Raw genomic sequence first — 14,005 nt, forward strand, 5'->3', positions numbered from 1 at the left:
CGGCGGGCATGGGCGATGATGTTCGGGCAGGCACGGTCTCGCTCGGTTCTCATGGGTCTCGACAACCACATGATCACCGGCGCCGTGCCTGCACTACTTCCCTGGGAACATCCCGCCCCATAACGGGACATGACGTCACGTCATACACGAGACCGGCGAACCGGACCAATCCCGAACACGCAATGGCCCTGGAGCCTTGACCTCCGGGGTTGGTTGCATCGGCACGGGAGGCTGGCGTGGGCCGGCGGCGGATGCTGCCGAGGGCGGCCCCCAAGGCGTGAGGCCACGCCGAGAGGACGCAGGCGCAGCGGGTTCCTGATGAACCTTCTGCCCCCGTCGCCGTCTAACTACCAGCCGGACCCACGCAGGGAACAGGCCGAAGAAAGCCATGAAGAAGATCGTGGCCAGTAACGTGTCCAGCCACGCGGGCAGGCCGCGGTGATCCTTGCTGGTGGAGATGGAGGCGGCTGCAAGTGCCCCCCAGCCGATGGTCATCCAGAACGCCCAGTCCCTGGTCAACGGGCTGTCGTAGAGATGTAGCACCGCGTTTCGCCGCTTCTGGGTCGCGGGTGCTGAGGACGGGACCCCGGCGTCGCCGTTCATACGTCCATCGTGCCTCTCGAGTGGCCCGACGGCCACACCAGCATTGGGAGGCTGGCCTCCTCCAACCGCCAGGATGGCGAAAGACAGCGAGGGATCCGATCTGAACAGGTCGGAGCCCCCGCAAGGCGGAGGATACGAGATTCGAACCCGTGTGGGGTTTGCCCTCACACGCTTTCCGGCTGTCCCTCTGGGTGTTCGGGGGGCCTTTGCGGGCGTTCTGACCTGCGGGGGAACGGCCCTCTCGCCATGCTGTGGGTGCTGCCATATAGGGGGTGAACGCACCAAAACTGCAACCGTGGTGATTTTACGACGGCGTCAGCCTATCCTAGACGCTGTGAACCTTCAGGCTCAGATAGAACTGATAACGGCGCCGCAAGATTTTACGCGGCTATGCAATGCCGTCTTGCAGGCAGAGTACGGCGCCGACTTTCTGCCGATTGATGACGATAGGGCTGATCGGGGAAATGACGGCTATCTGAAATCCGAAAAGCGCATGTTTGCCGCGCATTGTTTTAAGCGGATTCAAAACAGGGGCCTTGATAGTGAAATGCGCGGCAAAATGATGGGCGACCTGAAGAAGGCTATCGCCCTTCGAGATCAAGGCGATTGGGAAGTTCTACAGTGGACATTCATGTCGAACTATCCAATTCCTGAAGGGATTGCGGCGGAGGTTTATTCCGCCGGACTTCGGGCCGGAATTGACGTGAGTTGGTGCGGGCCGGGCTATTTCGCCGAGGTTCTTCAGCGATTCACAAGCGTGAGAGAGCTCTTCCCGAACCTGATGGGTAATGACATATTGGGTAGGCTCGATGAGATGGCTCAGATGATCGAGTTGCTATCGCCAGCTGAGGACGAGCCGGAGCCTTTGGTGAGCTGGGTGCCCCGGGATGCTGCAGAGCAGCGGGCGCTCATCTCTCAAGCCCCGCCTGCGTGGGAATACCTGCTGTTCGCGAGTGCCTTGCAACAAGGGAAGCGGCGCCTTGAGCCTAAATGGCGAGACTTTCGAACCGGCTATGGTCGCAGAGGTGGTGTTTACCACGATGAGGCATCGGCGAGTCGTAGGCTAACTGGAGCCCTAGGTGACATGGAGGGCATCGTTGGTCGCATGATGCTGGTTTTCCCGGCTGACATTCAAGAGGAAGCATTCGGCCCTCCTGGAATTCCTGGAAATTCCGATCTCATCATTCACTTGGCGGAGCGTATCTCTTCCGCTTATGAAGAGATGCTCGACTGGGCCAGTGAGATTCGAGGGGAGGTGTATCCGGATGCCCTGAGGGGCGCAGCAGATCTAGCTGCTCTCATGGCTGCTCAGCCGGCCTCGGACATCAGAACCTTCATCGAGAGGGTGGTTGCCGAGATTTCGCGAGTCCCGGAGCTTCTCGCGCTCCCGGATCCGCATATCAAGATCAGCCTCACTTTGGAGGTGACTGCGGATGATGCTGTTGTGCGCGCATTCTCAAAGGAGATGCGAAAGGCTCGGCGAAAGCTAGGGCTCTGAGGCTTGGAAAGGCCAATCAAGGCACCGGCCTGCGGCCGATCCGGCAGTCCCGTGCCCGCTTCGCTCTGTCGGCAGAACGGCGGGTCGAGCGACCTCTCCTCCAGCCGTGTCGGGCCGGAGAGCCTGCAGCCTGCTTTGGCCTACGACATCGGTGCCGAGACCGTCGCCGGACTCAGTTCGATGCATTCTGGCGCAGGTGTCCTGCGGCCTTCCCTGTCTGGTCCCTCCGCATGGCGGTCATGGACAGCTCGGCGAGGCGGGGGAGGAAGGTCAGGTCGAGCTGGTCGACCGGGTGCAGCAGGCCGCGTTCGCAGGTCTCCGCTGTCCATGCCGTGCAGGCGGATCGCGGGTAGGCCGTGTTGATGCCGATCTCTCCCTTCGGGATCGTGCCGTTGAACGGCGTTGGGATGCCTTCGGTGTTCCAGTAGGCCCATGCCTCAAGGGCCTTGGCCTGCTCGAAGGCGAGGTAGAGCTGCGGGTAGCGGTCGATGATGCGCATCTCGCGGAAGATGAGCTGCCCCAGCAGGTGTGGCGCGGTCGCGGTGAGGGTGTCGAAGTCCGAGCTGCGGAAGGTGAAGGACGCCGCGTCCTGGCTGGGCGCGAGCGCCACGCTCGCGAACAGGTGTGACAGGCGCCGCCTGGTGAAGCGGGCTACCCCGGGTGTCAGGCCGGCCTCGATCCGCCCGACGGGCTGGAGGAGGCGGTCGTGTCCCGGGTTGAAGCGGGACAGGTCGAACAGCTGGTCCATTCCCTGGACCGCGGAGAACGCCAGCCGCTTGTAGAGGCGATTGTTCATCTCTCCGATCTGGGCGTACGCCTTGGTCTCGGGGGTCGTGGAGTTGAGCATCAGGTACTCGGACAGCACCTCGAAGTAGAGGTAGCCGAGGAACGGGAAGGCCGGCACGGCGGCGGCGAGCTGGTCGATGAACTCGGCTTCCGGCGTCTGCTTCCCGGCAGCGTTGGCGAGGAGGGTGTCGAGGAAAGGCGCCGCCGCACGGATCCGGTCCAGCACTGCTCGGCGGAGCTGGGCGTCTTCGGGCTCGGTGAGGAAGCTGCGGTGGGTGAGGTAGGTGCGCAGGTGGATGGCTCCCAGCCGGAGGTAGTCGACTCCCTTCGGCGGCACGGGAGCGTCGGGGGTGATCTCGAAGACCAGGGTGCGGGTGTGCTTCTTGGTCTCCAGCAGGTAGGCGCCCAAGTTGTGAGGGCGCAGGCCGGCGGGCTCGGGGGTGAGGGGCGCGCAGTAGAGGGCCGCGACCAGGCAGCCGGTGGAGGCGTAGAGGTGTCCGCTGGCGCGGATCGCGTCCAGGGCCACGGTCGTGTGCATCAGGTGGATGGGGCGTCCGGCGGCCAGCGTCTTGGTCATGGAGTTGCCGCTCAGCAGCCAGCCGTTGGGCGTCTCGTGTTCGAGGTGGTGGCGCCAGTCGGCTTCGGTCTCGGCAAGGCCGGCCGGGCCGGGGCGGGTGGCGCTGCTGGTGTGGTCGGTGTGGGCGTTGTCCCACTCGCTGTGCATGGATGACCTCCTATTGCGCGGGGTTGAGGATTTGGCTGGCGTGGATGAGTGCCCCGCGGTTGGTTGCGCCGTTGAGCCGGGCCTGTTCGCTTCGGATGACCAGGTCGAAGGCGACGGGGTGGAGCCAGGCGGGGATGACGATGCGCAGGTGGGAGGGGTCGGGCCACCAGCGGGTGAGGGGGAGCCGGTAGCGGTCCAGGCAGTCGGCTGCCTTGAGCACGTCGATCAGATGGGGCGCCCGGCGGTAGGCGAGGTTCTGCTGCGGGGTGAAGCCTGCGTACGGGACGTCGTGGAGGCCGATCGCGGCGGATGCCTGCTGGGAGAGGTCGGGAGGGAGTTCTCGGCCGAGCATGAGGGTTAGGGCGTGCTGGTTGCGGGTGAACCAGGACGCTGCCCGTCGGCCGTGCCCGGGATCGTCGCGGTCGTCGCGCCGCCGGCAGTCGTGGACTGCTGCGGCTGCGCACAGGGCTGCGGTGTGATCGCGGTCGAGCCCGTATTCCTGGGCGAGCAGTCCGGCGAGCAGGGAGACGCGGGCGTTGTGCCGGATGCCGTGGATGGAGTCGACGAGCTGGGGCTGCGCGAACCAGGTGACGTCCGGTACCAGCATGAGCGGCGGATGTGGCAGGGTGGGCGGCGCAGCTGAGGCTTCGGGCCGGTTTCCAGCGATCCAGGTGAGTGTGTCCTGGTCCATGACCTGATGGGCGGGAAGGCTCCGGCTCTCGGCGAGTTCTCGGAGCGACACGGCACCCGACTTCGGCGTTCGTGAGGTCATCTCTGGTTCCTCGAAGGGAAGAGGTTCGGTGGGCGTCAAGCTGGGCGTGGCGATCCTGACCATGGGCACGCGGCCGAAGGAGCTGGCCGAGCTGCTGGCCTCGGTGGAGATGCAGACGGTCAAGGCCGCGAAGGTCGTGGTGGTCGGCAACGGGTGCGCGCTGCCGGAACTGCCGTCGTGGGTGGAGAGCGTGGAGCTCGCGGACAACCTCGGAGTGACCGGCGGCCGGAACGTCGCCCTGGACCACCTGCGGGACGTGGACGTCGTGATCGATCTGGACGACGACGGCCTGCTGGTCGCCGACGACGTCCTCGCGCGGATCGCCGCCCTGTACGAAGGCGACCCCGGGCTGGGGATCGTCGGTTTCCGGATCGCGGACGAGACCGGCGTCACCCAGCGGCGCCACGTCCCCCGCCTGCGGGCCGGAGATCCGATGCGTGGCGGTGAGGTGACCGGCTTCCTCGGCGGCGGCCACGCCCTGTCCTCGAAGATGCTGGAGCAGGTCGGGGACTGGCCGGACACCTTCTTCTTCGCGCACGAGGAGACCGACATGGCCTGGCGGGCGCTGGATGCCGGGTGGCGGGTGCTGTACGTCCCCGAGCTGCTGCTTCAGCACCCGCGTACCAGCCCGACCCGGCACTCCTTCTTCTACCGGGTGAACGCCCGCAACCGGGTGTACTTGGCGCGCCGGCACCTGCCTCTTCTGCTGGTGCCGGTCTACCTCGGGGTGTGGGTAGCGCTCACCGTTGCCCGGACCCGGGACGCGACCGGGCTGAAGGCGTGGTTCGCGGGCTTCGCCGAGGGCTGGCGCACACCGTGCGGCCGACGCAAGCCGATGCGCTGGCGCACGGTGTGGACCATGACTCGGCTGGGCCGGCCGCCGATCATCTAGGCCGCTGCCGCCTGGCGCATCCAGTTGGGAATGGCCTCCGGGGTGGCCTTCAGCCAGGTCACATAGCGGGCGATGCCTTCCGCCATCGCGATACTCGGCCGCCACCCCAGCAGGTCCTCCATCCGCTCGACGGAGGCGTAACCGCCCTCGGGGTCGCCGGGCGGCATGGGCGTCTCGACCAAGGCGGCGTCCGGGTAGTGGCTGCGGACGAGCTCGGCGATTTGCCGGATCGAAGTGCCAGTCCCGGTGCCGATGTTGATGGTCTCGTTGCGCGCGCCGGGCGCGACCAGCGACCACAGCGTGCCGGTGGCGATGTCGTCCACGTGGACCATGTCACGGATCTGGTGGCCGCCGCCGTTGAGGTGCAGCGGCAGGCCGAGCGCGGCCCGCATGGCGAACCAGGCGACCACCCAGGAGTGGCTGCGCTCCTTGACGACCTGCGGCTCGCCGTAGACCGAGAAGTACCGCACCACGGCGTACGAGATGCCGGCGTCGCCGAGCACGGCGGCGGTCTGGTACTCGCCCCAAGCCTTGCTGTTGCCGTACACCGACACCGGCTGGACCGCTGCGCTCTCCACGAACTGCGGGCTGCCGTTGCCGTAGACGCTGGCGGAGGAGACGAACACCATCCTGCGCACCCGGTCCGAGGCGGCGACGGCGTCCAGGACGCGCTGGGTGCCGGTGATGTTGGTGTCGATGGCGTCCAGCGGCCGACGGGTGCAGGCGGCCACGTCGGCCAGGGCGGCGGCGTGGATCACGTAGTCGCAGCCGGAGATCACCTTGCGCATCAGGTCCGGCTCGGCGATGTCGCCGACGATGAAGTCCGGGTCGGCGGTGTCGATGCCGAACCGCTCGCGATACACCTCGTGCGGGTAGGCGTCGAGCTTGCACACCGAGATGGGGCGCGCGCCGAGCCGGCGGAGCTGGGACGTGATGCGGCTGCCGATGAGGCCGCCGGCGCCAGTGACCAGGACGGTCTTTCCTGAGAGCTGTTCGAGGGACAAGAAGTTCTTCCTCTCACACACGGGATGCGTGGCGCCGCAGACGCGCGGCAGCCTGCTGGCGATGGTCGTGTCAGTTGTCGCGGTGCTGCGGGCAGCGGCAGGCCGGCCAGGTGGCCGAGGGGTGGTAGGCGTAGGCGTCGGGTTCCGACTCCACGGTGACGACACCGGAGGTCGTACCGGGTGCCGTCGGCCGCGAGCCTGAACGTGCGGATGAACAGACCCTGGTGGCGGTCCTCGGGGAGCTTGAAGTCCGGGGAGTTCTCAGCGCTCACGCCGCCGACTCCCGGTGCCGCTTGTGGCGGTGACGATCGGCAGCGAGCTGACGCAGGACCAGGGGGCGCGTCGGCGGGCGCGCTCCCTGTTCGGGACGAAGATGACGGTCCGGCCGCCGGCCTGGACATGGAACACGGCACTGTTCACGTGATGCTTCCGAAGCGGATGCTCCTGGTCACGTCGCAGGGCCAGGGGCTCTCGCACCGGACGCACAGCCCGTCCTTGCTGCGGTGCGTGTCCAGCAGCATGCGATTGCCGGTCTCGGCGGCGCTCTCCTGCGTCGGACTCGTGGACCGGTGCGGGATCGGTCGGTTGGGGTCCACGAGGGTGGAGGCGATGTTGAGGCTCCACGGGTGCGGTGCGCGGTCGGCAGTCGTCATCAGCGTCTCCGGGGTCGTGAGTTGGCGGGGCGGTTCTCGATGCCGGATGCATGGAGCCGCCGCAGGCCGCCGCTCCGCAGGGATTCCGGACACGAATCGGCTCCACCGTGCGGAGCGGCATGCAGCCAGTGAACCGCCTAATCACTACTGGGAGTACCGTGTTGGGCACGCTATGTGGTTTAAGCGGTTTAATGGCCCGTCATGGAGGTGCGCTTTGGCGCCGACGAGGGAACCCAACGAGTGGCTGCGGAAGGTCATCGACGAGACCAAGCTCTCCGGCGACGCGATCGCCCGCCTGGTCAGGCGTGTGGCGGCCGAGCATGACGAGCTCCTGGAGACCAACAAGTCGAGCATCACGCACTGGAAGAACGGTGGTCAGCCGGCCGGGAACGTCGGTGCCTTCCTGGCCGAGGCGTTGGGCCGCGCGCTCGGCGGACGGGTCGTGACACTGGACGAGATCGGCCTGATCGCGCCCACACCCCAAAGACCCGACTGGGACGCCGATACGCTGAGCGCGCTGGCCGAACTCGGGAGAACCGACGTGGACGTGGAACGCAGGCGGGCCCTGGGGGTGGCGGTCTACTCCGTGGCCGCACTCTCCTTGCCCGGCGAAGACTGGTGGCAGCGCATGGCCGAGCGGGGCAGTGCGCGCAGTTCTGCCGCAACCCGGCGGGTCGGCCCTGGCGACCTGGCAGCCGTCCGTGACATGACCACCCTGTTCTCCCAAGTGGACCAGCGGCGAGGCGGTGGCCACGCCTGGACGTCCGTGGTGCAGTACCTGGCGACCGACGTCACCGCCTACCTGCGAGGGAGGTTCACGGACGAGCATGTTCGCCGTGATCTCTTCTCGGCAGCCAGCGAACTCGCCTACCTGGCGGGTTGGATGGCGTTCGACGGTGGCCAGCATGCGACAGCGCAGCGGTACTTCACCGAGGCGGTGAAACTCGCGGCCGAGGCCGGCGATCCGCCGATGGCCGCTCACGTTCTGCGGGCGATGGCGCACCAGGCCATCGACCTCGGACACCATCAGCAGGCTCTCAGCCTCGCCGCGGCTTCCGTGGACGGCGACCGGTACGCACTCGCCTCCCCAAGAGAGCGGGCCCTCCTCGGAGTCGTCCACGCCCGGAGCCTGGCCGCCGCCGGCCGTAAGAACGCCGCCGCCAAGGCGCTGCTGCGCGCCGAGGACGACCTGTCCGCCGCGAGCGACGACATCGCCGAGCCGGACCGGGTGTTCTTCTTCGGCGAGGCCAGCCTGGCCCACGAGACCGCGTGCGCCCTGCGCGACATAGGAGATCTCGACGGCTCGGTGCGCGAGTTCCACCACAGCGTCCGCACCCGCAAGGCGACGAAGTTCACCCGCACCCATGCGGTGACGCTGGGATACCTCGGCTCCGTGTACGCGCAGATGAACAACATCGACAGAGCCTGTGCCACGTGGTCGCAGGCGCTCGACGCCATGGACGGCGTTCGGTCCGGCCGCACCCGCCAGGCCGCCGCCGACATGCGCACCCTGCTCTCCCCCTACCGACGGCGCGGTACTGCCGCTATCAGTGAGATCGACGCGCGCGCTGCCGCATACCTGTCCGAAACAGCCTGATGAGGAGTCACTGATGGCAGACCGTGAGACGTTCGAGGTCGAGGCCCTCGGCCACGTGGTCGGCGGCCGGATCGAACCGACAGACGACTTCTGGGGCGGCACCCGGGCGATCATCCGGCTGGACGGATCCCTCTTCACCGCCGATGCGACCAAGGGGCTTGAGGACTTCTCGCACCTTGAGATCGTCTTCCGTTTCCACCTCACCGACCCGACCGACCTGAACCTCGGCGCCCGCCGGCCCCGGGAGAACCCGGACTGGCCGGAGGTCGGGATCTTCGGGCACCGCAACATGCGACGCCTCAACTGGCTCGGGGTCTCACGCTGCCGGCTGCTCAAGGTCGACGGCCTGGACCTCCACGTCGAGGACCTCGACGCTGTCGACGGCACGCCGGTCCTGGACGTGAAACCGTGGTTCGGTGAGATGGGTCCTCGCGGAGAGCAGCGCCAGGCCGAGTGGACCACCGTCATGCTCCGGGACTACTTCGCGCCCGCTGTCAGTGACTGACGGCGGACCGTGACTGTGCGATGGCGAGCATCGGTGGCTCCATGCCTCCCTGCTGCCACTGATCGGGGCCTGCTCTCGCGCCCGTGAGCGAGGGCAGGCACGGGGGCGGGTCGTAGGACCATCCAAGACGACAAGTCGTGCAGGCGGCCGTTCGCCGGTGGATCCCGGCAGCTGCGGCCGGGGAACGCCGAAGGCCCCGGCCGGTTTCCCGGTCGGGGCCTTCGTGCTGCCATGGCTGGCAGAGGCGGAGGATACGAGATTCGAACTCGTGAGGGGTTGCCCCCAACTCGCTTTCCAAGCGTGCGGCTACCGCTACCCCGCAGCCGGGATCGGGACCGCCGCCCCGCTGACGCGGATGCGCGGGTCGCCGGTGCGGAGCTCGACGCGGAGGCGGCCGGGGCGGCCGAGGTCGTGGCCCTGGTGGAGGGTCAGGACGGCGTCGGGGGTGGTGGCGCCGAGGTCGCGGAGGTAGGCACCGAAGGCGGCGGCTGCGGCGCCGGTGGCCGGGTCCTCGACCACGCCGCCGACCGGGAAGGGGTCGCGGACGTGGAAGACGGTGTCGGACTCGCGCCAGACCAGTTGGAGGGTGACCAGGTCACGGTCGGTCATGAAGCGGGTCAGGCCGTCGAAGTCGTACGCCAGGTCGGCCAGCCGCGCGCGGGTGACGGCGGCGAGGACCAGGTGGCGGGCGCCGGCGTACGCGATCCGGGGCGGCAGGGTGGCGTCCAGGTCGGTGGCCGACCAGCCGAGCAGGGCGAGGGCCTCCGCCACGTCGGCCGCCGGAACGGGCAGGACGTGCGGCTCGACGCTGGTCAGGGTCGCCTCCAGGGCGTCCGGCCCGGCCGTGACCGAGACCGGGACGGAGCCGGCCGCGGTCTCGAACAGCAGCTCGCCGGGGCCGATCCGGTCGGCCAGCGCGACGGCGGCGGCCACGGTGGCGTGCCCGCAGAACGGGACCTCCGCCAGCGGGCTGAAGTAGCGGACCGCGAAGCTGCGGTCGGACGAGCCCCGGGTGAGGAAGGCGGTCTCGGAGTAGCCGAGCCCGGCCGCGATGGCGAGCTGGGCGGCGGCGTCGAGCCCGGTGGCGTCGAGCACCACCCCGGCGGGGTTGCCACCGGCCGGGTCGGCGGTGAAGGCGGCGTAACGGAGCACCTCGGGCGCGTTGTCGGTCATGATCGTTGGCAACGCGGCGCGGGGTCGGTCGATTCCCCGGTAACACAGGGCAGTCGGCGACACCGAGGTTTAACCCGCCCGCCACCGGTCGGCACACGCCGGAGACCCGGCGGCAAATCCCCCGACATGACGACCGGTCAGGCTGGAGGCACCACAACGAGAGGATCTCCCGATGAGCGACTACGCCTTCCTCGCCACCACCCTCGCCGGTCTGTACACCGAGACGGACGACGGCTCCGGCGCCCCGCTGCGCGTCTCCGGCCACGAGGCCGACCGCCTGGTCACCCTCCCCCGGCACGAGCACCGGCCGCCCCGGCCCCGCCGCGGCCCGCGCATGACGGCCGGCCTCACCGGCCTCGCCGGTGGTCTCACCACCCGCCGCCCCGCCTGACCCGGCAGCCAGGCGGGCAGACCGTCCCGCCGCAGCGCCCGCAGCCGGACCGGCGCGACCCGGTCAGTCCGCTTCGAGCACCACCGAGGCGCTCTCGATGGCCTCGTCCAGGACGTCCCGCGAGCGGACCAGGTCGGCGATCAGACGGTTGATCCGGTCGCGTTCCACGCCGAGGTCGTCGACCAACTGCGGGGTGGCCCGTTCGTTCGGACCGCCGTCCGTGTCCCGCATGCAGGGCAGCAGTTGGGCGATCTTCCGGCTGTTCAGCCCGGCCGCGTAGAGGGCCTGGATCCGGATCACCCGGTCCACCGCCCAGTCGCCGTAAGCGCGTTGGCCGCCCGGGGTGCGCTCGGACCGGAGCAGGCCCTGGCTCTCGTAGTAGCGGAGCGAGCGCTCGCTCACCCCGGTGTCCCGTGCCAGTTCACCGATTCGCATGCCCCACCCGCTCACCGTCCGCCGGACTTGAACCTGACACCGATGTCAACTCCTACCGTACCGGCATGACGAACGCACCGGCGCAGTCCCGCCTCTTCGAACCCGCCCGCCTAGGCCCCCTCGACCTGCCCAACCGGCTGGTGATGGCACCGATGACCCGCAACCGCGCGACGGCCGACGGCGTCCCGCTGCCGATGATGGTCACGCACTACGCCCAGCGGGCCTCCGCCGGACTGATCATCGCCGAGGCAGCCACCCCGAGCCCGGTGGGCCAGACGTACCCCAACATCACCGCGATCCACAGCCCGGCCCAGGTGGCCGGCTGGCGACGGGTCACCGAGGCGGTGCACGCGGCGGGCGGCCGGATGTTCCTTCAGCTCCAGCACGGCGGGCGGGTCGGCCACCCCGACACCAGCGGTCTGACGCCGGTCGCCCCCTCGCCGATCCCTCTCCCGGAGACCATCGTCACCCCCAGCGGGCACCAGGAGGCCGTGGTGCCAAACGAGTTGACGGTCGAGGAGATCGCCTCCACCGTGGCCGACTTCGCGGCCGCCGCCCGCAACGCGGTGGACGCGGGCTTCGCCGGGGTGGAGGTGCACGCCGCCAACGGCCACCTGCTGCACCAGTTCCTGGCGCAGGGCACCAACCACCGCACCGACGCGTACGGCGGCCCGGTGACCCACCGGATCCGGTTCGTGGTCGAGGTGGTCCGGGCCGTCGCGGCGGCGATCGGCCCCGAGCGGGTGGGGGTGCGGATCTCCCCCGGCGTCACCGTCAACGGGATCGAGGACGGCGACACCGACCGGATCTACCCGGCGCTGGTGGCCGCGCTGGCCGCGCTCGGCCCGGCCTACCTGCACTACGTGTTCGCCGACCCGGAGCAACCGCTGTTCCGGCAGATCCGCGCCCTCTGGGCGACCACCCTGGTGGCCAACCCGGTGCTGGGGTGGGGCGGTCCGCTGCCCGCCGACGGCGGGAAGCTCAAGGGCGAGCAGCTGCTGGCCGCCGGAGCCGACCTGATCGCCCTCGGCCGGGCCTTCCTGGCCAACCCCGATCTGGTGGAGCGGCTGCGGACCGGTGCCCCGCTCAACCCGGTCCGGGACCACGGCCTGATGTACGTGGGCGGCGAGGCGGGCTACAACGACTACCCGACGCTGGCCGGGACCCCTGTTCCCGCTGTCCTGACCTCGCGTTAGGCTCCTGTTGACCGATGATCATCAACAGCGGGGAGAGAGCACATGCTGCGCGTCAAGGACTTCGACCACCTGGTGCTGAACGTCCGGGATGTCGAACGGTCCCTGGAGTTCTACTGCGGACCGCTCGGCCTGGCGCCGGTCCGGGTCGAGGAGTGGCGGGCCGGCCGGGTGCCGTTCCCCTCGGTCCGGATCAGCCCGACCACCATCATCGACCTGGTCGCCCGCGAGCGCGGTGAGTCCAACGTCGACCACTTCTGTCTGGTGGTCGACCCGCTGGACTGGGAGCAGGTGATCGACTCCGGTGCCCTCCCTGTGATCGAGGGCCCGGTCGACCGCTACGGCGCCCGGGGCAGCGCCCGGTCGGTCTACGTCGAGGACCCGGACGGCAACGTGATCGAGCTGCGCTGGTACCCGCAGGACGTCGAGGGCTGACCCGCCTCGCAGGACGTCGAAGGCCGACCCACCTCGCAGGACGTCGAAGGCTGACCGGCCCCCGCCGGAGGCCCGCAGGTCAGCCCATCGGCAGCACCGACTGAGGGTCGATCAGGTACGGCGCCCAGGCGAGCTCCCCCGCGCCGACCAGCCCCGCGTGGGTGACCTCGGCCGGCACTATCGGCACCCGCCCGCTGCGGCCCCAGAGACAGCGCTCGGCGACCACCGAGGCGAGGCGGTCGGGGGCGGCGGCGAGCAGGTCGCGGTGCAGGCCGCTGAGCACGATCCGGTCCGGGTTGAGGATGTTGGCCAACCCGGCGAGGCCCAGTCCGAGGCGGTCCACCACGTGGTCGACGGCGGCCCGCGCGACCGGGTCGCGGTTGGCGGCCCCGGCCAGTTCGCGGGCCTGGGCCGCCAACGGCCGCACCGGGTCGGGGGTCCGGCCGGCGGCGGCGAACAGGGCCTCGGGGTCGGTCTCCGCGTTGAGGCAGCCCAGGTTGCCGCAGAGGCACGGCCGGCCCTGCGGATCGACCGTCAGATGGCCGACCTCAAGGGCGAGTCCGGCACTCCCGGTGTGCAGCCGGCCGTCGATCACCAGCGCCCCGCCGACGCCCCGGTGGCCCGAGGTCACCAGCAGCAGCTGCCGGGCGCCCCGGCCCGCACCGTGCCGGTGCTCGGCCAGCGCGGCCAGGTTGGCGTCGTTGGCGACCGCGCTCGGGAACGGTTGCTGCGCCCGGGGCCCCTGGTCGGCCTTGCGCACCTCCTCGGCGAACAGGTCGGCCACCGGCGTCCCGCTCGGCCAGGCGAAGTGCAGGGCCACCAGGGCGGTGCCGTCCGGCTCGGTGACCGGGTTGGGCAGGGCGAGGGCGGTGCCCAGGCAGCGCCGTCCGCTGGCCCGGGCCAGTTCGGCCCCGGCCTCGGCGACCGCGCGGAGCATCCGCACCGGACCGGTGGCCGCGGGCAGCGGCAGGTGCACGGGGGGTTCGAGCTGACCGCCGAGCCCCACCAGCGCCAGGCTCAGTCCGTCCGCGTGGATCTGGGCCGCGATCACCATCGGTCCGGACGGGTCGACGGCCAGCCGGTGCGAGGGGCGCCCGCGCCCGCCACCGGCCGGGCTGGAGTCGACGGTGATCAGACCGAGGGCCTCCAGTTCGGCGCTGACCGCCCCGGCGGTGGCCCGGGTCACCTCCAGTGCGCTGGTCAGCGCGGACCGGGTCGGCGCCTGCCCGGTGTGCACCAGCGCGAGCGCCGGGCCGAGCAGCGTACGCCCCCGGTCGGGCGCGGCCCGCCGGGCGTGCGCGCCGGTGCCCTCGGCGGCGGCCAGGCGCGGCAGCGCGGCCGAGA

Annotated in this window: 15 protein-coding genes and 1 tRNA gene; 7 read left to right on the top strand and 9 right to left on the bottom strand. The window is 69.8% G+C overall.

Features of this window, described 5'->3' with window-relative positions:
- The first annotated feature begins 937 nt into the window (after nucleotides 1-937).
- The gene (locus ACIRPK_RS31610; RefSeq protein ID WP_403044895.1) at nucleotides 938-2,101 is read left to right on the top strand and encodes a hypothetical protein; all 1,164 of its coding nucleotides are present in this window, start codon (nucleotides 938-940) and stop codon (nucleotides 2,099-2,101) included.
- 172 nt (nucleotides 2,102-2,273) lie between these two features.
- On the opposite strand, the gene ACIRPK_RS31615 is transcribed toward ACIRPK_RS31610, so the two are convergent.
- Nucleotides 2,274-3,611, bottom strand: coding sequence for a hypothetical protein (locus tag ACIRPK_RS31615; protein WP_403044898.1), 1,338 nt, complete (start codon nucleotides 3,609-3,611; stop codon nucleotides 2,274-2,276).
- A gap of 10 nt (nucleotides 3,612-3,621) precedes the next feature.
- Nucleotides 3,622-4,302 (bottom strand): hypothetical protein, encoded by a 681-nt coding sequence (locus tag ACIRPK_RS31620; protein ID WP_403044901.1) that lies wholly within the window; start codon nucleotides 4,300-4,302, stop codon nucleotides 3,622-3,624.
- A gap of 142 nt (nucleotides 4,303-4,444) precedes the next feature.
- Here ACIRPK_RS31620 and ACIRPK_RS31625 point away from each other — a divergent pair, with 142 nt between their 5' ends.
- Nucleotides 4,445-5,275, top strand: a complete 831-nt coding sequence (locus ACIRPK_RS31625; RefSeq protein ID WP_403045050.1) for a glycosyltransferase family 2 protein — start codon at nucleotides 4,445-4,447, stop codon at nucleotides 5,273-5,275.
- On the opposite strand, the gene ACIRPK_RS31630 is transcribed toward ACIRPK_RS31625, so the two are convergent.
- The 3 genes from ACIRPK_RS31630 to ACIRPK_RS31640 all read right to left on the bottom strand — a co-directional run bounded on the left by ACIRPK_RS31630 (nucleotide 5,272) and on the right by ACIRPK_RS31640 (nucleotide 6,932).
- A complete protein-coding gene (locus ACIRPK_RS31630) occupies nucleotides 5,272-6,279 on the bottom strand; it encodes an NAD-dependent epimerase/dehydratase family protein (protein WP_403044904.1) in 1,008 nt (335 codons plus the stop codon). The genes ACIRPK_RS31625 and ACIRPK_RS31630 overlap by 4 nt on opposite strands.
- A 261-nt stretch (nucleotides 6,280-6,540) precedes the next feature.
- On the bottom strand, nucleotides 6,541-6,699 hold the full coding sequence (locus tag ACIRPK_RS31635) for a hypothetical protein (protein ID WP_403044907.1): 159 nt from the start codon (nucleotides 6,697-6,699) through the stop codon (nucleotides 6,541-6,543).
- Complete coding sequence (locus ACIRPK_RS31640) at nucleotides 6,696-6,932, bottom strand: hypothetical protein (protein ID WP_403044909.1); 237 nt, start codon at nucleotides 6,930-6,932, stop codon at nucleotides 6,696-6,698. The genes ACIRPK_RS31635 and ACIRPK_RS31640 overlap by 4 nt, the downstream gene beginning before the upstream one ends.
- Before the next feature lie 214 nt (nucleotides 6,933-7,146).
- Between ACIRPK_RS31640 and ACIRPK_RS31645 the strand changes: the two genes are divergently transcribed.
- Nucleotides 7,147-8,529 carry a Tat pathway signal protein gene (locus ACIRPK_RS31645; RefSeq protein WP_403044912.1) on the top strand — a complete coding sequence of 461 codons (1,383 nt, stop codon included), beginning with the start codon at nucleotides 7,147-7,149 and terminating at the stop codon, nucleotides 8,527-8,529.
- Between the two features lie 13 nt (nucleotides 8,530-8,542).
- Nucleotides 8,543-9,034, top strand: a complete 492-nt coding sequence (locus ACIRPK_RS31650; RefSeq protein ID WP_403044915.1) for a TrmO family methyltransferase — start codon at nucleotides 8,543-8,545, stop codon at nucleotides 9,032-9,034.
- Between the two features lie 248 nt (nucleotides 9,035-9,282).
- Here ACIRPK_RS31650 and ACIRPK_RS31655 read toward each other — a convergent pair.
- Both ACIRPK_RS31655 and ACIRPK_RS31660 read right to left on the bottom strand, forming a co-directional pair.
- Nucleotides 9,283-9,353 (bottom strand) — tRNA-Ser (locus tag ACIRPK_RS31655).
- Nucleotides 9,347-10,207 carry a PhzF family phenazine biosynthesis protein gene (locus ACIRPK_RS31660; RefSeq protein ID WP_403044917.1) on the bottom strand — a complete coding sequence of 287 codons (861 nt, stop codon included), beginning with the start codon at nucleotides 10,205-10,207 and terminating at the stop codon, nucleotides 9,347-9,349. Before ACIRPK_RS31660 ends, ACIRPK_RS31655 begins: the two co-directional genes overlap by 7 nt.
- Nucleotides 10,208-10,379: 172 nt before the next feature.
- Between ACIRPK_RS31660 and ACIRPK_RS31665 the strand changes: the two genes are divergently transcribed.
- The gene (locus ACIRPK_RS31665) at nucleotides 10,380-10,598 is read left to right on the top strand and encodes a hypothetical protein (RefSeq protein ID WP_403044920.1); all 219 of its coding nucleotides are present in this window, start codon (nucleotides 10,380-10,382) and stop codon (nucleotides 10,596-10,598) included.
- A gap of 63 nt (nucleotides 10,599-10,661) precedes the next feature.
- On the opposite strand, the gene ACIRPK_RS31670 is transcribed toward ACIRPK_RS31665, so the two are convergent.
- The gene (locus ACIRPK_RS31670) at nucleotides 10,662-11,033 is read right to left on the bottom strand and encodes a MerR family transcriptional regulator (RefSeq protein WP_403044923.1); all 372 of its coding nucleotides are present in this window, start codon (nucleotides 11,031-11,033) and stop codon (nucleotides 10,662-10,664) included.
- Between the two features lie 65 nt (nucleotides 11,034-11,098).
- Between ACIRPK_RS31670 and ACIRPK_RS31675 the strand changes: the two genes are divergently transcribed.
- Entirely contained in the window at nucleotides 11,099-12,229 is a 1,131-nt protein-coding gene (locus tag ACIRPK_RS31675; RefSeq protein ID WP_403044926.1) for an alkene reductase, read from the top strand.
- Between the two features lie 42 nt (nucleotides 12,230-12,271).
- Nucleotides 12,272-12,661: a VOC family protein gene (locus ACIRPK_RS31680; protein ID WP_403044929.1), complete on the top strand. Its 390-nt coding sequence runs from the start codon at nucleotides 12,272-12,274 to the stop codon at nucleotides 12,659-12,661.
- A gap of 79 nt (nucleotides 12,662-12,740) precedes the next feature.
- Here ACIRPK_RS31680 and ACIRPK_RS31685 read toward each other — a convergent pair whose 3' ends face one another.
- Nucleotides 12,741-13,985 (bottom strand): ROK family protein, encoded by a 1,245-nt coding sequence (locus ACIRPK_RS31685; RefSeq protein WP_403045052.1) that lies wholly within the window; start codon nucleotides 13,983-13,985, stop codon nucleotides 12,741-12,743.
- Nucleotides 13,986-14,005 lie beyond the last annotated feature (20 nt).

The sequence above is a fragment of the Kitasatospora sp. NPDC101801 genome, assembly GCF_044766665.1.
Lineage (GTDB): Bacteria > Actinomycetota > Actinomycetes > Streptomycetales > Streptomycetaceae > Kitasatospora.